This is a genomic window from Sinomonas sp. ASV486 (assembly GCF_030908215.1).
Taxonomy (GTDB): domain Bacteria; phylum Actinomycetota; class Actinomycetes; order Actinomycetales; family Micrococcaceae; genus Sinomonas; species Sinomonas puerhi.
Map to the genome: position 1 here is coordinate 306,841 of NZ_JAVFJK010000004.1, position 20,365 is coordinate 327,205.

Sequence of the window (20,365 nt, forward strand, 5' to 3'; positions counted from 1 at the left end):
TGGCGGCGGTCGCCGGGGCCGGGATCCCGGCCACCGCCGTCGTGGCTACTTGGCCGGGGCGTAGTTGTAGATCGACGGAACGGCCTGCTGGATCTGCGGCGTCACCGTGACCTTCTTGGAGTTGACGTAGTACATCTGGTTGACGCGGTAGAAGGGCGCGAACCAGGCGTTGTCCGTGACGTACTTGTCGACCTCCTGGGCAGCCTTGCCGGCATCCTTGCCGGCGGTCTCGACGGCGTCGATCTTCGCCTGCAGCTCGGGCGTCGTCGTCTTGAACGGGTTGTACAGGGCCTTGGTGGAGATCATCTGGTTGATCGCCACCCACGGCTCACCCTGGAACAGCTGGAAGTACATCGCCGGGAACTTCTTGGCCGCGATGTCCGACGTGTAGGTGGTCGGGAGTGCGGCACCGGCGTTGAACGTGACACCGACCTCGCTGAGCTGCTGCTTGACGGCTGCGAGGAGCGCCTCGGACCCCGGAAGGGTCGGAACTTCGATCGTGACGCCGGTCTCAAAGCCGGCTTCCTTCAGCAGCGCCTTGGCCTTCTGCGGGTCGTACGGGTAGGCATTGTCGAGGGTGTCCACGGATGCGCCGCTTGCCAGGCCGAAGACCTGGGCGGTCGGTGTGCCCTGACCGAACATGATCGTGTCCAGGAGCTGCTTGCGGTCGATGGCGTAGTTGATCGCCTGGCGTACCCGGACGTCGCCGAGCGGCTTGTTGACCTCGCCGTTGCGGTCGAAGAACAGGAGCCCCGCCCAGTCCACCTGGTTGGTCACGAGCTTCAGGCCCGCGCCGTCGGCCTGCTTGCCCGTCTTCGGGTCAAGGAGGGTTCCGTCGACCTGGCCAGAGACAATCGCGTTGACGCGGGCGGTGGGGTCCTGGAGGTACTTGAGGGTGACCTTCGAGAACTTCTGGAGGTTCTTGTTCCAGTAGTTCGGGTTCGCCGTGAAGACGTACTGGGATCCGGCAACCGACGTGGCCTTGTCCATGATGTAGGGGCCGCTGCCCACTGGACCGGTCTTGACCTCAGGCGTCCCGATCGCCTTGGGGCTCTCCATGAGCCCCGCGGCCTGGCTCATGTAGTACTCGAGCGAGGGGTCCGGCTTGGACAGGTCGATCTCGACCTTGGCCGGGTCGAGGGCCTTGACTTCCTTGACTGCCGAGAGCTGCTGCATCTGCGGACCGTTGGCCTTCTTGAAGTTGTCCATGTTCGCCTTGACCGCGGGCGCATCGAACTTCGTCCCGTCGCTGAAGGTCACGTCCGTGCGCAGGTCCATCGTGAGGACGGTGTTGTCGGCGTTGTACTGCCACTTCGTGGCGAGCATCGGGCTGAGCTTGCCGTCCGGCTCACGCAGGAGCAGCGAGTCATACGAGAACTGGTACGGCTGCAGCAGGTGGCCCACGTGTGCCTGGGACGAGTCCCACGAACGGATGTCGGTGAGGATGCCCAGGGTCAGGGGCTGGGGACCCGCGGCCTGTCCACTGGCGGCACCGGTACCGCTGCCGCAGGCGGTCAGGGCAAGGGTTGCTGCGGCCACCACGGCCGCGGCGCTCACGCGTAACTTCATTGTCAAGCTCCTTCGGAAGGGTGCGGTGCCCGGCGACCCCCACATCACTGTGTGAGAGCGATCACAACCGGTCTCAATCCACCGTATTGGCAGTCGATTGCCATTGGCCAACGCTTGCCAAATCTTGCCTTCCGATGTCGTAATGTCTTCGTCACGGGGCACAGTCGAGCCCATGCTGGCAGTCCACCGGGCCCACCCGATGGGCGACATGCCAGCCAGAGCCAGCCCGCGCCGTCGTGCGCCTACGCGAAGAAGCTAGACCCACTCCCCCGCCGAGTATGAACGCGAGTACACGTCCTTGATGAGCCGCAGGGACTCGGAGGCTTCCTCGGCCCCGATCCAGAATCGCTCGCCGGAGCGCACGGCGCGGTAGAAGTCCGCGACGAGCAGCCGGTGCGAGGCGCCCCAGTACGAGCGTTCGCCTGGCAGCGCACCGGCCTCCTCGACGGTGTCGAGGCGTCCGTCCGCGTACTGAACCGAGAGGGCTCCGCGGAGCCTCAGTTCGGCGGCCTCGGTCTGGATGTGCAGCGTCACGGGAGCGTTGCGTCCATTGGCATTCGTGGCGAAGAAGGCGCTGCGCACCGGCGAGCCGTCGGAGCCACGCGCATGGTCCAGGAAGATGTCCGCGGTGTCCTCAACCTCGATCGTGTCCGCGAGGGTGCGCGTCGATGCGCCGCCGCCCACAACAGTGGCCGGGCCGACGAGCCACTGGAGCAGGTCGAGCGTGTGGATCGCCTGATTCATCAGCAGACCCCCGCCACTGCCGGCCCACGTGCTGCGCCACGGCTTCGCCCCGTAGTACGCTGCCGGGCGGTGCCACATGACCGTCGCCTCCGCGCCCGTGACCGCGCCGAGGGTGCCGCCCTCGAGCAGGCTGCGCATGGCGACGACCGGCGCGTTGTACCGGTTCTGGAAGCACACGCCGAGCTGGGTGCCCCCCTCGCTGAACGCCGTACGGGCTGCGGCGATGAGCCGCTCGGCGTCGCCGAGGGTATGGGCCACGGGCTTCTCGGTCAGGACGTGGACGCCGGCGGCGAGGGCCTCGAGGGCGAGCGGGACGTGCTCGCTGTGCGGGGTGCACAGATGCACGACGTCGATGCCTCCTCCCGCGAGCGCCTCGCCGAGGGTTTCGTACCCCGGCACGCCGTGCGCACCCGCCGCGGCCCCTCGCCGCTGCGGGTCGAGGTCGACGACGGCGGCCAGCCTCGCGGTCCCCTGTGCCGCGAGGCCCCCGATCGCGGCGAAGTGCTGGGCCGAGATGTCGCCGCAACCCACCACCGCGGCACAGAGGGGTCCGGGCTCAGGGGACGATGCGGAAGGCCGAGACGGCGGCACGGAGACGGGCATGAACCCACGCTAGTGACGCGGGTCCCGAACAGGCAACCGCTTGCCAAGAGGTTGCGCGCCGATGCAGAGCGGACCTCCCGGAAGAGGACTCCCCTCCGACTGCGGGATCGCGCTCCGGTAGGCTCTGCTCAGCCCTGGCTGGCTCGGCGGTAGCGGATGTGGGTGGCCAGCGGCGAGTGGAGCACCTCGACGGGCTCGAAGCCGAAGGTCGCGACGCCGTCGAACATCCGCTCGCCGCTGCCGAGCAGGACGGGTGCGATGTCGAGGGCGAGTTCGTCGATCACGCCGGCGTTGAGTGCCTGTCGGACGGTTGAAGCGCCGCCGGCGATGTCCACGCCGTTCCCGTCAGCCGCTTCGAGCGCTTGCGCGTAGGCGGCGTCGAAGCCCCCGGTGACGAAGTGGAAGGTGGTCCCGCCCTCCATCTCGATCGGTTCGCGGGCATGGTGAGTGAGCACGAAGACCGGGGCGTGGTACGGCGGCTCGGGTCCCCACCATCCGTCCCAGGGCTCGGTCCACTCGCCGCGGATCGGCCCGAACATGTTCCGCCCCATGACGTACGCGCCGCGCCGGCGCATGAGCCATCCCGTCGCTGTGCTGTCGGCCTCGCTGGCGCGCGGGTCGCCCATATGCCACCCGTGCAGCTCGCCGCCGCGTTTGCCCAGCGGATTCTCCCGGCTCTGCTCGGGTCCGGCAACGAAGCCGTCGAGCGAGATCGACATGTGGCAGGTGGTATCGGACATCAGCATCCCCAGGAAGCAGTTGCACGTGACACCCGTCACGGTAGCAGGTTGCCGCGGATCGCACGCACTGCCGCGGGGCGGCAGGAGCCGCGGCCTCAGCGGTGCGTCTCTCCCTGCCCGAGATCCAGCAGCCCGAGCTCGTCGCGGCGAGGGAGTCCCTCCCAGTCGCCGAGCTGCCCCACGGCGAAAGCGCCCAGGAGATTGCCGCGGCGCAGGCGCCCGGCTACATCCTCGCCGTCCAGCCGCGCGGAGAGGTACCCGGCGGTGAACGCGTCACCCGCGCCCACGGTGTCCACGGCCCTCACGGGAAACGCAGGCGCCGTGAACAGCCCCTGTGCGGTGTACGCACCGGCACCGGCAGCGCCGAGCTTGGCCACCACCTCGCCGACCCCCCTGGGCAGCAGCTCGGCCGCCGCCGCCTCGACGGTCTTCCCCTCGGGCGCCACGAGCACGAGCTCCTCCGGGGATCCGATGACCACCTCTGCCCCCTCGATGAGCCGCGGCAGCACCTCGGCCGCTTCCGGTGCACTCCACAGCTTCGAGCGGAAGTTCACGTCCACGGAGAACGGCACCGATCGACGTCGGCACGTCTCGGCAGCGTGCAGGACCGCTGCGCGGGCCCCCTCCGAGAGCGCAGGCGTGATGCCCGTGAGATGCAGCCAGGCCGGGTCGCGGTCGAGGAGCCGGTCAACGTCGTGCGGGGTGAGCTGGGCGCCCGCCGAGCCCTTGCGATGGTAGAACACGCGGGACACGTCGGGCGTGCGCGCCTCGAGGAACATCACGCCCGTGGGCAGCACGTCGCGGCGCACGCGCGAGGCGTCAACGCGCTCGGCGGCAAGGCTGCGGAGGAGGAACTCGCCGAGCTCGTCGTCGCCGAGCACACCTCCCCACGACGCCGCGTGGCCGAGCCTCGCGAGCCCGATAGCGACATTGAGCTCGGCGCCGGCAGCGTGCATGGTCAGCGGGCTGCCGATCGCGAGCGGCCCGGCGGACCGCACCGAGACGAGCGCCTCGCCGAACGTCACAACTGTCCCCGCACTGCGGGTCACCGCGGCTCCTCGAGCTCCCGCGCGGCCGAGACGAAGGCCCGCGCCCGCTCGGCGAGCCCGTCCGCGCTTCCGCCGCGGGCGCCGTTGCCCACGAGGGGACCCCCGGCGCCGATCCCGAGCGCACCTGCGGCGACGTACTGGGGCAGCTGCTCGAGGCCCATCCCGCCCACGGCGAGGAACGGGATGTCCGGGAACGGCTCGGTGAGCGCCTTGAGGTAGCCGGGGCCCACAGCGGAGGCGGGGAAGAGCTTGACCGCCGCGGCGCCCTGCCGCCACGCCTCATAGGACTCGGTTGCGGTGAACGCGCCCGCGAGGACGGGAACACCCAGCCCGGCGGCGTAGGGGACCGCCTCGGTCACCGCCGGCGTCACGATGAACGTCGCCCCCGCGGCAATTACTGCGTCGACGTCCTCGAGCGTGAGCACGGTGCCCGCACCGAGGTACGAGCCCGCCGGGACGTCGGGGACGACGGACGCGATCGCGTCGAGCGTGCCCGGCGTCGTGAGCGCGATCTCGACGAGCCGTATGCCCTCGCGGAAGAGGATCCGCGCGGCGTCGGCGGCGTGCTCTGCGGAATCCCCGCGGATGACGGCGACCACGCGGCTCGCGCGGATCACGTCGAGGAGGGTGGGGGTATCGAGGGTGCTCATGGGTGCCTTTCCATTGCCGAGCTGGTCACCATTCCGCGAACGATCCATCCGGGTGCCGCCACACGGGCCCGCGCCAGCCATGGCCTCGCCGGTCGGCGTCCCGGACGGCCGCCTCGTCCACCTCGATGCCGAGGCCCGGACCCGTGAGCCGCTCGATGGAGCCGTCCACGAACGCCAGAGGCTCCTTGTCCACCACATAGTCCAGCACTTCGGCGCCATGGTTGTAATGGATGCCGATGCTCTGTTCCTGGATCAGGTAATTGGGGGTCGCAAAGCCCACCTGCAGGCAGGCCGCGAGCGCGAGGGGCCCGAGGGGGCAGTGCGGGGCAAGCTGGACGTCGAAGGTCTCGGCGAGCGCGGCGATCTTGCGGACCTCCGTAATGCCTCCCGCGTGGCTGAGATCCGGCTGTGCGACGGCGATGCCTGCCTGCAGGACGGGCAGGAACTCCTGGCGGGAATAGAGTCGTTCGCCCGTCGCGATGGGGATCGCGGTGGACTCGGCGATCCTTCCGATGAGGTGCGAGTTCTCCGGGGCCACTGGCTCCTCGAGGAAGAACGGGTGCAGGTCCGCCAGGAGCGAGGCCGCGCGTCGCGCCGTCGCGAGCGTGAATCTGCCGTGGAAGTCCACGGCGACGTCGCGGTCGGGGCCGAGCACCTCGCGCGCCGCGGCGACACGGCGCACGACGCCGTCGAGCTCGCCGGCGCTGCCGTTGGCGGACATGCGCCCGGACGCGTTCATCTTGACCGCGGTGAGCCCCACCTCGAGCTGGGCCACGATCGCGTCGGCGACCTCGTTCGGCTCGTCGCCGCCGACCCAGCCGTACACGCGGATGCGATCACGCACCGGCCCCCCGAGAAGCTGGTGGACGGGCGCACCGAAGTGCTTGCCCGCGATATCCCACAGCCCCTGGTCGAGGCCGGCCACGGCGCTCGCGAGGATCGGGCCGCCCCGGTAGAACGATCCCTTCGTGAGGACCTGCCAGTGGTCCTCGATGCGCAGCGGGTCCCGCCCGACCAGGAGCTCGGAGAGCTGGCCGACGGCGGTGCGCACCGTCTCGGAGCGGCCCTCGCACGTGGCTTCGCCCCACCCCACGATGCCCGTGTCGGTCTCGATCCGGACGAAGAGCCACCGCGGTGGGACGAGGAACGTCTCGATCCGTTCGATCTTCACGCGTCAGCCCTTCGTCGCACCGGCGGTGAGACCCGAGACGATGTAGCGCTGCGCGAAGAGCGCAACGACCATGATCGGCAGCGTCACGACCGTCGCCGCGGCCATGAGCCCGCCCCAGTCGATACTCGCATAGGAGACGAAGTCGAAGATCGCCACCGGCAGGGTCTTCGTCTTCGAGCCCGAGAGCACGAGCGCGAACATGAAGTTGTTCCACGAGAAGATGAAGGCGAGGATGCCCGCCGTCGCCATGCCCGCCACTGAGAGCGGGAGGGTGATCCTCCGGAACGCCCCGATCGGCGTCAGCCCGTCCACCTGGGCCGATTCCTCGAGTTCGAGCGGCATCGAGTCGAAGTAGCCCATCATGATGTACACGATGAGCGGCAGGGCCACGAACATGTGGCTCAGGATGAGCACCTCGAACCCGCCCACCATGCGCAGGTTGGAGAACACGTAGTACCACGGCACGAGCAGCGAGACACCCGGGATCACGCGGGCCATGAGCACCACGAGTGCCGAGCGGTGCATCGTGAACCTGCTCATCGAGTACGCGGCGGGGACGCCGAGGACGAGGGAGAGCAGGGTCGAGACGAACGCGACCCAGAAGCTGTTCACCACGAACACGAAGTAGTTGTTCCGGGTGAGGACGTTGACGTAGTTCTCGAACGTCGGGGCGAACATGAACGACTTGGACGGGTCGTAGATGTCCACGTTGGTCTTGAGCGAGGCCAGGACCATCCAGATCAGCGGCAGCAGCAGCGCGACCACCGTGACCACGAGGGCCACCGTCCGGAAGGCCGGGTACGCGCGGGTCGAGAGCGGCCGACGGCGTGTGGCGGGCCGGGCGTCCGCGGCGGGGAGCGGCGTCGTGCGCGCCATCTCAGGCCTCCTTCTTCTTGTTCCTGCGGCCCGTCAGCGCCCACATGACGCCGATGATGAGCAGGAAGAACAGGATCAGCACGGTCGAGGAGACACCGTACTGGTTGTAGTCGAACGAGAGACCGTAGGCGTAGACGTTGAGGGTCTCGACCTCGTTGAACGAGCCGCCGCCCTTGCCCTTGGTCGCGTAGAGGATGTCGAAGGTCTTGAGCGCGTCGATGCCCCGCAGGAGGATCGCGACGATCACGGTGGGCATCATGAGCGGGAGCGTGACGAACCAGAAGCGCTGCCACGTGCTCGCGCCGTCGATCTTCGCGGCCTCCTGCGGCTCCTCGGAGAGCGAGGTGAGGCCGGCGAGGAGGATGAGCGCGACCATCGGCGTCCATTGCCACACGTCGATGAACATCGTGGTCCACAGCGCCGTCTCCTGGCCCGCGAGCCACGGCTGGGGCGGGATGCCGAACCAGCCGATCACCTGGTTCGCGAACCCGATGTTGGGATCGAAGATGAGCCGCCACATCATGCCCACGGCCACCGGGGTGGCGACGAGCGGGAGCAGCACGGCGACGCGGACCCAGCGCTCTCCCTTGAAGGGGCGCCACAGCAGGAGCGCGATGCACATGCCGAAGACCACCTCGAACACAAGGACGACGCCGGTGAACAGCACCGTGCGCCCCACGGCCGGCCAGAACCGCGTGGTATCCGTCAGGACGGTCGCGTAGTTCTGCAGCCCGATGAACTTGGCGGCGGCGCGGACCGAGCCGTGCGAGTCGGTGAGGGAAAGCCAGGCGGTCCACACGAGCGGGAAGATGATGAGGACCGCGACGAAGATCATGGCGGGGGCCGCGAAGAGCCACTTGCGGTGGCGGTTGGCCCACGCGGAGAAGGCCGAGGTGGGCTTGGGCCGCGGCGCCGCTGCCTGCGCGCTGGTCGGCTCGAGGGTGGTGGAAGTCATGGATTACCTCGCCAGAGGGACGGTCAGAGTGGGTAGGCCCCCGTTGGGCCTGGGGTGCCAGGGTGCGGGGTGGCGGGGGGCCGGGGCGCACGACGTCGGCCGCGCGCCCCGGCGGGGTGCCGTTGTGCTCTCGCCGGGCTACTTGTCCGTGCCGAGGAACGTCGAGAAGGCGGTCTGGGCGTCGTCGGCCGCCTTGCCCGAGTCGGCGCCGGTGATCGCTGAGACGATCGGTGCGCCGACGATCTCGCGGGCCTTGCCCACCGTGATCACCTCGGGGCGGTCGTGGCCCACACCGTTCTGGGCGCTCACGGCAATGGCGTCGGCGAGGTCCTTCGGGTACGTGGACGTGCCCTCAGGGCTGGCCCACACGGACGTTCGGGCACCCGGCACGCCGGCCTTCTGCGCGGCGAGGGTCCGCTCCTTGGACGTGGCCCACTGCACGAACTTCCACGCGTTGTCCTTCTGCTTGGAGGCATCGTTGACGCCGAGCGCCCAGGATGGGATGTTGTACGGCTTCGAGCCCGCCGGGCCGGCGGGGAGCGGCGCAAATCCCACCTTGTCGGCGACCTTGGACTTCGCGGGGTCGGTGGCGTTCTTGTAGAGCGAGTCTGCCTCCGTGTAGAAGGCGGCCTTGCCCTGCGTGAAGATTGCCATGGCCTCGGGCCAGCTCATGTCCGTTGAGACGTTGGCCGGGCCGTTCTCTTTGATGAGGCCGCCGTAGAACGCGTAGGCCTTCTTGGCGGCGTCCGTGTTGACCGAGGCCTTGCCGTCCTGGGTGAAGTCGCCGCCGTAGCTGTAGAGAAAGCTCGAGAACTGCGTGACGGCGGTGGACTTGCCGGTGCGGGCCACGAAGCCCGCGGTATCCGGGTTGGCTGCCTTGATCTTGGCGGCGGCTGCCTTGAGCTCGTCCATGGTCTTCGGCACTGCGACGCCCGCCGACTGCAGGATGTCCTTGCGGTAGTAGAGGACCTCGCGCTCGGTGATGATCGGGACCCCCACCACCTTGCCGTCCGCCGTGGTGGCCTTGACCGGACCGGCCTGGAAGTCGCTCCAGTCCCACGAGGAGTCCTGCTTGACGTTGCCGGTCAGGTCCGCGAGGTACCCGTTCTTCGCGAACAGCTTGCCCTCCTGGAGCGGGCGGTACATCATCACGTCGATCTCGTCCGTGCCGGCGTTGAGCTTGACGTTGTACTGGTCCGAGAGCTGGTCCTCGCCCAGCTGCGTGAGCTCGACCTTGATGCCCGTCTGCTTCTCGAACTCCGGAATGGCGGCCTTGATCTGCTCGGTCCAGACGTGGTTGGCCAGCGTGACGCGCAGGGGCGCCGAACTGTCGCTTGCGCCGCTGCCGCCCGATCCGCACGCCGCGAGCCCGAGGCTCGCGACCGCGGCGACAGCGGCGACCTTGATGAACGATGGAACCTTCATCGGTGATCTCCAATCTCTCGGACCGCTTCCGCGGTCCGCGTCCGACGCCCCTTTACGTCGGATCCCAGCAGGGACACTAAGCGATAAGTAGTACGTATTCAAGAGTGGCTCGGGTCACAGTATGATCTCTCCATGGGGCACGCACCGGAGCTGCAGGAGGACACGACGCACGACGGCGGCGACCCACCTTCCGCGTCCGTCGTGCCGGCCGCCGCGCTCGCCCCCGCCGCGGCGGAGCCCATGCCCGGCGGAGCATCGCGCCGCCACAGCGAGATCCTCGAGACGCTCGGCGGGCAGATCTGCTCGGGCGAGCTCCCGCCGTCGTGCGTCCTGAACACCGACGAGCTCGAGGCGAGGTTCGCGGTCTCCCGGACGCTCGTGCGGGAGGTGCTGCGGGTCCTCGCCACGATGGGCCTCGTCGAGGCGCGACGACGCGTCGGCACGGTGGTGCTCCCGGAATCGCGGTGGGACGCGTTCAATCCGCAGGTGATCCGGTGGAAGCTCGCCTCCCCGGCGCGCCTCACGCAGCTGCGCGAGCTGACAGAGCTGCGCAACGCCGTCGAGCCCCTTGCGGCGATGTTGGCCGCCGAGCGGGCCGATACCGCCGAGCGCGCCGAGATCGTGCGTCTCGCGGCGGCCATGTGGGCGGCAGGCAAGACCGGGCGCCAGCAGGAGTTCCTCGCACTCGACATCGAGTTCCACCACGCGGTGCTGGCCGGGAGCAGGAACCAGATGATCGCCACGCTCCACCAGATCACCCAGGAAGTGCTTGCGGGACGCGTCCAGTACGGCCTCATGCCGCAGCTGCCCGACCACGCGGCGCTCGAGTGGCACATGGACGTTGCGGTCGCGATCCAGCACGGCGACGGCCGGGCCGCGCGGGCGGCGATGGAGAAGATCGTGGAGCAGTCGTTCGTGGAGATGGCCCACATGTGGGACGCCCCCGGCGCGGCGCCGGGCACGCCTTAACCGAAACCCGTCTGCATTACGCTAGCCCCATGCGCGAACTCCAGGCGAAGATCATCGAGGAGATGGGCGTCAAGCCCGAGATCGACCCGGCGGCAGAGGTCGCTGCCCGCGTCGACTTCCTCAAGGACTACCTCAAGGCGACCGGCGCGAAGGGCTTCGTGCTCGGCATCAGCGGCGGACTCGATTCCTCCCTCGCGGGGCGCCTTGCGCAGCTCGCCGTCGAGTCCCTCGCCGAGGAAGGGACTGACGCCGACTTCGTGGCAGTCCGCCTCCCGTACGGGGTGCAGCACGATGAGGACGATGCGGTGGCCGCCCTCGAGTTCGTGCGGGCCAAGACCCAGTGGACGTTCAACATCAAGCCCGCTGTGGACGGCTTCCAGCAGGAGTACGCTGCGACCACCGGCGAGGATCTCAGCGACTTCAACCGCGGGAACATCAAGGCCCGCTCGCGGATGATCGCGCAGTACGCCCTCGCGGGACAGAGCTTCCTGCTCGTGATCGGCACCGACCACGGTGCAGAGTCCGTGACGGGCTTCTTCACTAAGTACGGCGACGGAGGCGCGGACGTCCTGCCGCTGTTCGGGCTCGACAAGCGCCAGAACCGCCAGCTCCTCGCGCATCTCGGGGCTCCCGAGCGGATTTGGCAGAAGGTTCCGACGGCGGACCTGCTCGACCTCCAGCCCGGACGCACCGACGAGCACGAACTCGGGATCACGTACGAGGACATCGACGACTACCTCGAGGGCAAGGATGTCTCGGACTCCGTCGCAGAGGCCATCGAGAAGCGGTATCTCGTGACCCGCCACAAGCGCGCCACGCCGGTGACGATCTTCGACACGTGGTGGCGCGAGGGTGCCGACGCCTGGTCGCGGTAGGCCCCACGCGGCGTCGGGCGGCAGGCCGGTGTCGGCCTCCCGGCAGGATTGATAGCGTGGGCACCGTGAAGCTTGCTACCTGGAACGTGAACTCCCTCCGCGCCCGCGCCGACCGTGTTGAGAGCTGGCTCCTGCGCAGCGACGTTGACGTGCTCGCGATCCAGGAGACCAAGTGCAAGGACGAGAACTTCCCGTGGGAGCTCTTCGAGCGCAACGGGTACGAGGTGGCGCACTTCGGGCTGAACCAGTGGAACGGCGTCGCGATCGCTTCCCGAGTGGGACTTGATGACGTTGAGCGCACCTTCCCTGACCAGCCCTCGTTCGGCAAGAACGGCGACAACGCCGCCCAGGAGGCCCGCGCGATAGCTGCGACATGCGCGGGAGTGCGCGTGTGGAGCCTCTACGTCCCCAACGGCCGCGCCCTCAACGATGAGCACATGCCTTACAAGCTCGAGTGGCTCAAGGTCCTCAACGGCCACGCCGCCGAGTGGCTCGCCGGTGCCCCTGAGGCGCAGATTGCGCTCGTGGGCGACTGGAACATCGCGCCGCAGGACGACGACGTGTGGGACATCGACTACTTCCGACGCGAGCAGCTCACCCACGTGAGCGAGCCCGAGCGGGACGCGTTCCGCGCGTTCGGGGACTCGGGGTACGCCGACATCGTGCGCCCCTACGCCCCCGGTCCGGGCGTCTACACCTACTGGGATTACACCCAGCTGCGCTTCCCCAGGAAAGAGGGCATGCGCATCGACTTCGTGCTGGCCTCCCCCGCACTCGCCGCGCGGGCAACGGGCGCCCTCATCGACCGCGAGGAGCGCAAGGGCAAGGGCGCCTCGGACCACGCGCCCGTCATCGTGGACCTGGCAGACACGCCGTGACCCCCGCGCTTCCCCCACCATCCCGGAGCGGGTCGGGATGAGCGCCGGGCACCGCCGCACGGGACGCCCGCTCGCATCGCGGCTGCGCGTCTACGAGCCCCTGTCTGCGTTCACCGCCGAGGCGCGGGCGCGGATCGAGCAGGGGCTCACGGAGAACGGGCGCGAGGACCTCGAGAAAGCCGAGTCCGACGACACGCTGCGCCGCATCGTCAGCGCATCCGGTGACCCGTTCCCTGACGGCAGTGCCGAATTCACCCGCACCCTCACGGTGGACGGGCACACGCTCTACTGTCCGTCACAGCTCGTGCTCCGCTCGGGCCTCGCCGCCGAATCGGTGCTCACGACGGCCCCGGGTCCGCTCGCCTCGGTTCTCCTTCCGGAGATCGCGCGCGCCCGCCACCAGGAGCGGGTCGACCGTCTTGCCGAGGATCCCGGAACGCCGCGCATCAGCACGCGCGAGTCGCTCTGGGGGATCCCCTTCAGCTGGTTCGTGCTGTTCCACCAAGGCGACCCCACAGTGGTCGTCGAGGACAATGACCACGTGGTGACCGTCCGGATCACCGTCGGCTGGGCCAAGGCCATCAGCCGGGCCCGCTTCGCAGTGGCGAATCTGGCCCTCGCGGCCCCCGAGATGAACCTGCTCGACGAGCTCACGTCTCTCACAGAGTGGCTCGAGGAGTTCCACCCCGATTCCGTGATCGAGCTCGACTACGGCAAGGTCGCGGATCGGGTTTTCCCCGACGATTCGCCCAGTGACGTCCTCCTGGGTATCGAGTGCCTCGCCGAGGGGGACATGACCGGGGCGGCCGCCGCCTACCGGCGCCTCGCCTCCCGGTGGATCCCTATCCGCCAGCTGGCCCGCGCTTCCTAGGGCGCTGGGCAGGGCACCGGCAAGACGGGGCACCCTCAGAAGGCGGCCGGCGGTGCGGTTGACTCCCGGACGATGAGCCGCTGCACGGCGGTCTCGGAGTGCACTGCGCCGATCTCGCCACCGATTTCGGCGAGCAGCATCTGCGTTCCACGACGTGCCTGTGACGTCGGGTCCTGCCACACAGTCGTCAGCCCCGCCGAGGCTCCCATCTCGTGCCCGTCGATTCCCACGACCGAAAGGTCCTCGGGCACCCGGACGCCGTGGCGCCGGGCCTCGAAGAGCACGCCGAGGGCCATCTCGTCCGAGGCGCAGGCAATGGCCGTCGGCCGCGGCTCGGGAAGCTCCATGAAGCGGCGCATCGCCTCAACGCCGCTCTCCACCGTGAAATTGCCGAAGAACTCGGCGTCGGGATTGAGTTCGAGCTCGGCGTCGTGCACGGCGTCGTGAAAGCCTTCGACGCGGATCTTGGGAACGGAGAAGTTGAGCTCCGCATCGCCGCTGCCGTGAAGGAGGGCAATATGCCGATGCCCGAGCCCAATGAGGTGCTGCGTGATGCTCCGAGCGGCCAGGTAGTCATCGATGCCCACGCTCGAGCAGCCCCGCACGGGTCCGCCGACCACGACGAGTGGCATGTCAATCGCATGGAGGTCGTCGATCTCTTCCGGATGGAGGAACATGCACAGGAGGAGGAGCGCGTCGATCTGCTTATGCACCATGGACCGGCTGAAGAGGCGTTCACGCGGGGTAATCCGGCCGCCCAGGTTGAAGAGCGAGAGGTTGTAGCCGCGCTCGTGCAATTCCTGATCGACCCCGGCGATCGCCTTACCGAAGAACCATCGGTCCACGTAGGGCGCGAGCACACCGATCGTCCGCGTCTTTCCGGTCGCAAGCCGAGATGCCGCCGACGACGGCACGTACCCGAGATCCTCAGCCGTCGCGAGGATCTTGGCACGCGTCGCGGGCGAGACGCGGGGGAGGCCGCGGATGGCCCGAGAAACCGTGGCCGTCGAGACCCCTGCTGCGGCGGCGACATCATCGATCCCTACCATGATCCTCTCCGTTGCCCTCGGACGCGGACACGCACAAAGGGCTGCCACGGACTAACGCTCGGGATCGTCCTTGGAGCCTCGCAGTGTTCTCCGCCGAAGCGCCCACAAGCCGACCATCGCTGCAAGCACACCAGCCAGCCCGAGCGCCCACCCGAGGGCTGGCTGCCCCGTCACCTCGAGCCACACAGTCGCCACCAGGAGGACGAGTGCCCAGAATCCGAGGAATCCGATGAAGATCTCGAACTGCTCGATGACCGCCCGTCGGTGGTCGGCGGAGCGGCGATATGCCGCACCACCGACCGCGAACGGGCCCCAGGGTAACCGACGACGCTGTTCCGTGTGGTGCTCCGTCACTTCACGGCACCGGCAGTCAGACCGGCCACGATCTTGCGCTGGAACACCAGCACGAGGATCACGAGCGGGACGGTGACGATAGTCCCGGCTGCCATGACGGCTGTATACGGCTCTTGGTGCGGCTGCGCCCCGGCGAAGTACGCGATCGCCACGGTCACGGTGCGGGTCGAGTCCGAGGAGAGCTGGCTCGCGATGAGGAACTCGTTCCAGGCCGAGATGAAGGCGAGGATCGCCGTCGTGAAGGTAGCGGGTGCGGCCAGCGGGAGGATGACCTTCCGGAACGCCTGCCCCTGGGTGCATCCGTCAATGCGTGCAGACTCCTCGAGTTCCCACGGCATCTCACGGAAGAAGGAGGTGAGCGTGTAGACGGTGAGCGGGAGCACGAACGAGATGTTCGGGATGATGAGTACCTGATACGTGCCCATCCAGCCGATGTTCGTGAAGAGCTGGAAGAGCGGCGTCACGATGGCGACACCCGGGAACATCGATGCCCCGAGGATGAAGCCCATGACGGCGAACTTGAAGCGGAAGTTCAACCGCGCCAAGGCGTAGGCGGCGAAGACGCCGACCACGAGGGCCACAATCGTGGTCACACCCGCGACGAGGAGGCTGTTGAGAAGATTCCTCCCGAAGTGGTTGCCGAGGTTCTCGTCGAAAACGGTCGCAAAATTGTCCCACGTGACGTGCGTGGGCCAGATGGACGGGTCAAACGTGAAGCCAGTGTCGCGGAACGCAGTAACGATCATCCAGTAGGCCGGAGCAAGGCACCAGACCAGGATCACTACAGCGGAGACGTAGGTGCGGACCTGCCCCCAATCGAACTTCTTGCGGCGCACAGGCATCGTCGCTGTTCGCGGGAGCGTGGCGGTGGCTGCCATGTCACTTCCTTCCCGAGGAGGTCGCCGCGCCCACGGCGTTGGCGCCGAGGAAGCGGACGAAGATGAAGGCGACGATGAAGATCACTAGGAAGGTGATCGTCGAGAGCGCGGCGGCACTGTTGAACCCTTGGCGGATCTGATCGACCACGAGGATCGAGAGCGTCGACGTGTTGTTCGCACCCTGGGTCATGATGTACGGCAGGTCGAACATGCGCAGCGCATCGAGCGCGCGGAAGAGGACCGCAACCATGAGCGCGGGCCTGACGAGCGGGAGCGTTATCTGGGTGAAGCGCTGCCAGGTGCTGGCGCCGTCGACCTTCGCGGCCTCGTAGACCTCGTCCGGGATGAGCTGGAGCCCGGCGAGGATGAGCAGGGCCATGAACGGGGTGGTCTTCCAGACATCCGAGATGATGATGGCCCACTTTGCGGGCCACTCTGATCCGGTCCAGAGGATCTGGGTGCCGAAGAGCTTGTTGGCGATGCCCTCAAACGCGAAGATGAAGAACCACAGCTTGGCCGTTACTGCGGTCGGGATGGCCCAGGGCACGAGAACGGCGGCGCGGACGGCGCTGCGACCACGGAAGACCCTCGCCATGATGATGGCCATCCAGAAGCCGATCACGGTCTCGAGTGCCACCGTGACCACCGCGAAGAAGAACGTGGTCCCCATCGAGCTCCAGAACTGCGAGCCGAGCGTACCCGGAGGGCACGACTGGCCGCTGCACTGCTGGAACAGCCAATCGGAATAGTTGCTGAATCCGGCTGAACCGCCCTCCTCGAAGAGGCCTGTAGTCGGGTTGAGGGCCGCGTCCTTCTGGAAGGACATGATGATGGCGTTGACGACCGGGTAGATGATCACGATCGCCAGGAGAATGAGCGTCGGCAGCAGGAGCATGGAGGCCCAGCGTCCCTGGGTCACCTGCTTGCGGTCAGCGCTCTCCCGGCCGGGCATCTGATGGACTCCACTCGGCGCGGTCTTCTCAGAGGGCCGTGATGGGACCTCAGTGGACATGATGACTCCTGTTCTCAGTGTCCGTCAGGGGCAGGCGGTCCGGCACCCGCAGGCGCCGGACCGCCCTTCCGCAACGGTTACTTGGCGCCTGCCGCGACGAGTGCCGACTGCATGTCGGTCAATGCCTGATCCACGGACTTCTCGCCCTTGAGGGCCGAGTAGCTGTTGTCCTGGATGGCCTTCGTGACGCCCGGGTAGAACGGTGTCACGGGACGCGGCACGGCGTTCTGGATCGAGGTCAGCAGGGTGGGGAGGTACGGCAGCTTGGCTGTCAGGGCCGAATCCTTGTACAGGTTGCCGATTACCGGGGCAAGCGAACCCTGGGTCGCGAAGAACTTCTGCTCCTCGTCACTCGTGAGGAACTTCAGGAAGTCCAGCGCGGTGGCCTTGTTCTTGGAGTAGACGCTGATAGCCGCACTGTGGCCACCGAGCGACGAGGCGCCCGGGCCACTCATGCCGGGAAGCGGCGCGATGCCGAACTTGTCAGCGACCTTGGACGATCCATCAGTCTTGGAGGCGAGGTTGTAGACATACGGCCAGTTGCGCAGGAACAGGAGCTTCCCGTCCTGGAACGCGGTACGGCTGTCCTCTTCCTTGAAGGTGATGGCCTCGGGAGGGATGTTGCCGTTCTTGAATGCTTCGACGAGCTTGCCGAGCCCGGTCTTCGACTCAGACGAGTTCACCGTGGCCTTGCCGGAATCGTCGACGATCTTGCCGCCGAACGTGTTCATGGCCTCAGCAGCGTTGACCGTGAGCCCCTCGTACTTCTGGAACTGGCCCGCGTAGCAGCCCATGTTGTTCGTCTTGGCGATGGAGCACATGCCCATCATCTCGTCCCACGTCTTGGGAGGCGTCGGGACAAGGTCCTTGCGGTAGTAGAGCAGGCCGCCGTCGGACGAGACGGGCGCGGCGAACAGGGTGTTGTTGTACGTAGCGGCCTTGACCGTGGCCGGCAGGAAGGTTGAGGTATCGAGGGCCGTCTTGTCCTTGAGCGGCTGCAGCCAGCCCTTGGCCGCGAATTCTGCGGTCCACACCACGTCGACGCTCATGACGTCGTAGTTGGCATCCTTGGCCTGGAAGTGCTGCACGAGGTCGTCGTGCTGCTGGTCGGCCGAGTCGGACTGTTCCTTGAAGGTGACCTTCTGATCCGCGTGGGCGGCGTTCCACTTGTCGACGAGCGGGCGGACAACATCGGAGTTGTCTTTGCCCTGGACGTAGGTGATGGGGCCGCGTCCGTCGACGTTGCTGGCGGCGTCGCCGCCGCTCGTGCTCCCGCTGCCCCCGCTGGACCCGCCGCTACAGGCAGAGAGTGCCAGGACCAGGACGCTCGCAGTCGCGAGAGGAGGGGCAAACCTGGAGAACTTGCGGTTTCTCATGCTCGACTCCTGAGTCGGTCAAGGCGGCGTGCAGAATGCGTCACCGCCCGATTGATCTGTGGTGAGCATCACACTAGGTCGCACCACAAGGAGGTGCAAGCGCTTACGCAGATCGTTTCCTCTCCGTGACCTTTGGCCCTTCCGCCGGGAAACGCCAGCAGGGCGCCCTCCATGAGGACGCCCTGCCTGTGTGAGTCGATGGGGAGGTCAGAAGGGCCCTTAGGCCTTGTCTCCCTTGAAGATCCCGGTGATCTTGGATCCGAGGCCCTTGACGTTCTCCGTCACGTCCTCGGCCAGATCCTTGGCGTGCTGGCCAACGTCTCCCGAGAAGAACTCCTTGACGTTCTCGGTCGCATCGCTCGCGAATTCCTTGACGTTCTCGGTCGCATCGCTCGCGAATTCCTTGACGTTCTCGGCTGCGTCTGCCGCGATCTCCTTGCCCTTCTCCACGGCGGCGTCCAAGCCGTCCTTCGCGCCGTCGAAACCGTGGTTCTCACTCATGTGTACCCTCCCTGTCAGGACCGGCCGAGCCGGCTCGAGTGGACGAGAATGCGCCCCACGCATCAACGTAGGCGCATGCCCATGCCCACACAAGCGGTTCGGCGCCCATCCGGCCCAAGGCCAAAGCGGGCCAGCCGCACTCCTAGCGGACTCGCTCGGCCCGGCTGAATCTCGAGCGCGCGCCGGACGTAATGTGCACGAGGACCGGGACAGAGACGCCCATCACGATCTCGAACCGGTCCACGAGCCCTTCGACAGCAGCGGCAAGCGCAGCGGGATCGGCCCCCTGCCGGGCAACGAGGCGGACCTTCAGCGCGGTCCGTCCCTCGAACTCGACCGCGGCCACGCTCGTGCCGAGAACGTCCTTCCGTGGCGCGAGCGCCGCAAGCATGGCCTGCTCGACGGCGGTCGCAGCGATGCTCACACGTCCCGGAACCTCGCCTTCCGCGAACTCGCCGCCCGGCCGGGCACCGCCGTCGGGTCCGGTCGAGGCCACAAGGTCACGCCGTCCAGTCCCCTGCTGTGCGACCCACCAGATCATGAGGAGCACGACGGCGACCGCAGCAACCGTCATGAGCAGCCACAGCCAGGACACGCTGGTTCCCGGCACCCGCGACCCCTGGAAGACCGCCCCGACGGCCTCTGCCGCCGTGGGCGCCCAGCTGCGCCACCACGTCCCGGCAGCGGGAACACTCGCGAGGAGCACCAGAACGATGCCGAGGGTCAGGACGAGCAGCCCGAAGAGCAGGATCAGAACGCGGTTGAGGGTCCGCGGCGTTCCGTTCACGCGCCGATCACCCCGGTGCCCTCGACGCGGACGCGGAGCTGCGGGTACGGCTCGGGTGCGAGCCGCACGAGTTCGGCCTCGGTCGCCGCGAGCACGTCCTCACCCCGCACGGGGAGGCCCGAGGTCGGGCGGACGTTGACCGTCGCCTCCCGATCGCTCAGCACCACGGTCACCTGCTCGGGACGCACGACTGCGGCCGCCCTCGCCCGGCGGGCCAGCGCAGAGGCGAGCACCTCGTCGTCGACCACCACAGCGACCCGGCGTCCGGGGAGGGAGCGGCGCCCCCGGCGCCCCGGCCGTACCGCGACGATGACAAGGGCGAGACCGGCCATCGCGACGACGGCGCCGACGAGTCCCAGAAGGCCCTGGTTGGTGCCCTCGGGAAGCCGAGCGGTCCACTCGGCCGCCGATTCGGGGTCGATGAGCCACGCCGGCTGTCCGACCGCCTGGAGCGTGGACTCGAGGAGGAGATACGCGCACGCCGCGGCCACGATCAGCGCGATGAACCCCGCGAGGTAGGCCCGCGAGGAGCTCATCTCGCGACGCACCGCGGAATCGAGCCCGTGCGCAGAATTCTCAGCCACGGGTTGCCTCCCGTGCAGGGTTCGTCCCGCCGCCGAGGGCTAGACCGCGTACCGGCCTCCCCACTCGCACGCCGGAGATACGGATGTCCACGCGCGAGAGCGTGGCGCCGCTGAGTGTCATGACGGATTCGAGGATCCGGGCCTTGGCCGACGCCGCGCGCTCCCACACGCTTCCGCCCCACCTGAGCATGTCGGCTGGCCCCGAGACGTCTGCGAGGTCCGGGATCGCGACGGGCGCGACGACGCGGAGGGCGAGCAGGCCGGCGTCGTCCGACCAATCAGCCCGCACGTCGGCTGGCCGCACGCCGAGCTCCGCCGCCGCGGCGGCCTGCGCGAGCGTCGTGAGGGCCTGCGTGCTCACGCGGTTCAGCCCCGCGAGGGCACGGCCCGGCGAGCGTGCGGGCGGGGCTGGCAGGCGCCCGGGTTCGCCACTGGAATCGGGAACGGGG

Annotated in this window: 22 protein-coding genes; 4 read left to right on the plus strand and 18 right to left on the minus strand. The window is 68.0% G+C overall.

Translation table 11 applies throughout. The features are described from left to right. Positions 1 to 45: 45 nt before the first annotated feature. The 9 genes from RBS60_RS08015 to RBS60_RS08055 form a co-directional block, all read right to left on the minus strand. Positions 46 to 1,569, minus strand: a complete 1,524-nt coding sequence (locus tag RBS60_RS08015) for an ABC transporter substrate-binding protein (RefSeq protein ID WP_307957017.1) — start codon at positions 1,567 to 1,569, stop codon at positions 46 to 48. 255 nt (positions 1,570 to 1,824) lie between these two features. Beyond that, the gene (locus RBS60_RS08020; protein ID WP_307957018.1) at positions 1,825 to 2,916 is read right to left on the minus strand and encodes a Gfo/Idh/MocA family oxidoreductase; all 1,092 of its coding nucleotides are present in this window, start codon (positions 2,914 to 2,916) and stop codon (positions 1,825 to 1,827) included. Between the two features lie 128 nt (positions 2,917 to 3,044). Beyond that, a complete protein-coding gene (locus RBS60_RS08025) occupies positions 3,045 to 3,656 on the minus strand; it encodes a dihydrofolate reductase family protein (protein WP_307957019.1) in 612 nt (203 codons plus the stop codon). Between the two features lie 95 nt (positions 3,657 to 3,751). Continuing rightward, positions 3,752 to 4,705 (minus strand): sugar kinase, encoded by a 954-nt coding sequence (locus tag RBS60_RS08030; protein WP_307957020.1) that lies wholly within the window; start codon positions 4,703 to 4,705, stop codon positions 3,752 to 3,754. Continuing rightward, positions 4,702 to 5,355 (minus strand): bifunctional 4-hydroxy-2-oxoglutarate aldolase/2-dehydro-3-deoxy-phosphogluconate aldolase, encoded by a 654-nt coding sequence (locus RBS60_RS08035; protein WP_307957021.1) that lies wholly within the window; start codon positions 5,353 to 5,355, stop codon positions 4,702 to 4,704. Before RBS60_RS08035 ends, RBS60_RS08030 begins: the two co-directional genes overlap by 4 nt. A gap of 25 nt (positions 5,356 to 5,380) precedes the next feature. Beyond that, a complete protein-coding gene (gene dgoD, locus RBS60_RS08040) occupies positions 5,381 to 6,526 on the minus strand; it encodes a galactonate dehydratase (RefSeq protein WP_307957022.1) in 1,146 nt (381 codons plus the stop codon). 3 nt (positions 6,527 to 6,529) lie between these two features. After that, positions 6,530 to 7,402 (minus strand): carbohydrate ABC transporter permease, encoded by an 873-nt coding sequence (locus RBS60_RS08045; protein WP_307957023.1) that lies wholly within the window; start codon positions 7,400 to 7,402, stop codon positions 6,530 to 6,532. Between the two features lies 1 nt (position 7,403). After that, positions 7,404 to 8,357 (minus strand): sugar ABC transporter permease, encoded by a 954-nt coding sequence (locus tag RBS60_RS08050; protein ID WP_307957024.1) that lies wholly within the window; start codon positions 8,355 to 8,357, stop codon positions 7,404 to 7,406. A 138-nt stretch (positions 8,358 to 8,495) separates the two neighbouring features. After that, a complete protein-coding gene (locus tag RBS60_RS08055) occupies positions 8,496 to 9,782 on the minus strand; it encodes a sugar ABC transporter substrate-binding protein (protein WP_307957025.1) in 1,287 nt (428 codons plus the stop codon). A 132-nt stretch (positions 9,783 to 9,914) separates the two neighbouring features. Between RBS60_RS08055 and RBS60_RS08060 the strand changes: the two genes are divergently transcribed. The 4 genes from RBS60_RS08060 (at position 9,915) to RBS60_RS08075 (ending at position 13,375) form a co-directional block, all read left to right on the plus strand. Next, complete coding sequence (locus RBS60_RS08060) at positions 9,915 to 10,751, plus strand: FadR/GntR family transcriptional regulator (protein WP_307957026.1); 837 nt, start codon at positions 9,915 to 9,917, stop codon at positions 10,749 to 10,751. A gap of 29 nt (positions 10,752 to 10,780) precedes the next feature. Continuing rightward, positions 10,781 to 11,626: an ammonia-dependent NAD(+) synthetase gene (gene nadE, locus RBS60_RS08065; RefSeq protein ID WP_307957027.1), complete on the plus strand. Its 846-nt coding sequence runs from the start codon at positions 10,781 to 10,783 to the stop codon at positions 11,624 to 11,626. Positions 11,627 to 11,691: 65 nt separating this feature from the next. Continuing rightward, on the plus strand, positions 11,692 to 12,504 hold the full coding sequence (locus tag RBS60_RS08070; protein WP_307957028.1) for an exodeoxyribonuclease III: 813 nt from the start codon (positions 11,692 to 11,694) through the stop codon (positions 12,502 to 12,504). 37 nt (positions 12,505 to 12,541) lie between these two features. Further along, positions 12,542 to 13,375, plus strand: a complete 834-nt coding sequence (locus RBS60_RS08075; protein ID WP_307957029.1) for a hypothetical protein — start codon at positions 12,542 to 12,544, stop codon at positions 13,373 to 13,375. 35 nt (positions 13,376 to 13,410) lie between these two features. Here RBS60_RS08075 and RBS60_RS08080 read toward each other — a convergent pair whose 3' ends face one another. The 9 genes from RBS60_RS08080 to RBS60_RS08120 form a co-directional block, all read right to left on the minus strand. Then, positions 13,411 to 14,424 carry a LacI family DNA-binding transcriptional regulator gene (locus tag RBS60_RS08080; protein WP_307957030.1) on the minus strand — a complete coding sequence of 338 codons (1,014 nt, stop codon included), beginning with the start codon at positions 14,422 to 14,424 and terminating at the stop codon, positions 13,411 to 13,413. A gap of 51 nt (positions 14,425 to 14,475) precedes the next feature. Continuing rightward, on the minus strand, positions 14,476 to 14,778 hold the full coding sequence (locus RBS60_RS08085) for a hypothetical protein (protein WP_307957031.1): 303 nt from the start codon (positions 14,776 to 14,778) through the stop codon (positions 14,476 to 14,478). Then, positions 14,775 to 15,620 carry a carbohydrate ABC transporter permease gene (locus RBS60_RS08090; protein WP_307957097.1) on the minus strand — a complete coding sequence of 282 codons (846 nt, stop codon included), beginning with the start codon at positions 15,618 to 15,620 and terminating at the stop codon, positions 14,775 to 14,777. Before RBS60_RS08090 ends, RBS60_RS08085 begins: the two co-directional genes overlap by 4 nt. A gap of 37 nt (positions 15,621 to 15,657) precedes the next feature. Beyond that, positions 15,658 to 16,608, minus strand: a complete 951-nt coding sequence (locus RBS60_RS08095) for a sugar ABC transporter permease (protein WP_307957098.1) — start codon at positions 16,606 to 16,608, stop codon at positions 15,658 to 15,660. A gap of 137 nt (positions 16,609 to 16,745) precedes the next feature. Continuing rightward, positions 16,746 to 18,044, minus strand: coding sequence for an ABC transporter substrate-binding protein (locus RBS60_RS08100; protein WP_307957032.1), 1,299 nt, complete (start codon positions 18,042 to 18,044; stop codon positions 16,746 to 16,748). A 219-nt stretch (positions 18,045 to 18,263) separates the two neighbouring features. Further along, positions 18,264 to 18,545, minus strand: coding sequence for a hypothetical protein (locus RBS60_RS08105; RefSeq protein ID WP_307957033.1), 282 nt, complete (start codon positions 18,543 to 18,545; stop codon positions 18,264 to 18,266). A 142-nt stretch (positions 18,546 to 18,687) separates the two neighbouring features. Beyond that, entirely contained in the window at positions 18,688 to 19,332 is a 645-nt protein-coding gene (locus RBS60_RS08110; protein ID WP_307957034.1) for a hypothetical protein, read from the minus strand. Beyond that, a complete protein-coding gene (locus RBS60_RS08115; RefSeq protein WP_307957035.1) occupies positions 19,329 to 19,916 on the minus strand; it encodes a DUF6286 domain-containing protein in 588 nt (195 codons plus the stop codon). The genes RBS60_RS08110 and RBS60_RS08115 overlap by 4 nt, the downstream gene beginning before the upstream one ends. Further along, complete coding sequence (locus tag RBS60_RS08120) at positions 19,909 to 20,277, minus strand: hypothetical protein (RefSeq protein WP_307957036.1); 369 nt, start codon at positions 20,275 to 20,277, stop codon at positions 19,909 to 19,911. Before RBS60_RS08120 ends, RBS60_RS08115 begins: the two co-directional genes overlap by 8 nt. Positions 20,278 to 20,365 lie beyond the last annotated feature (88 nt).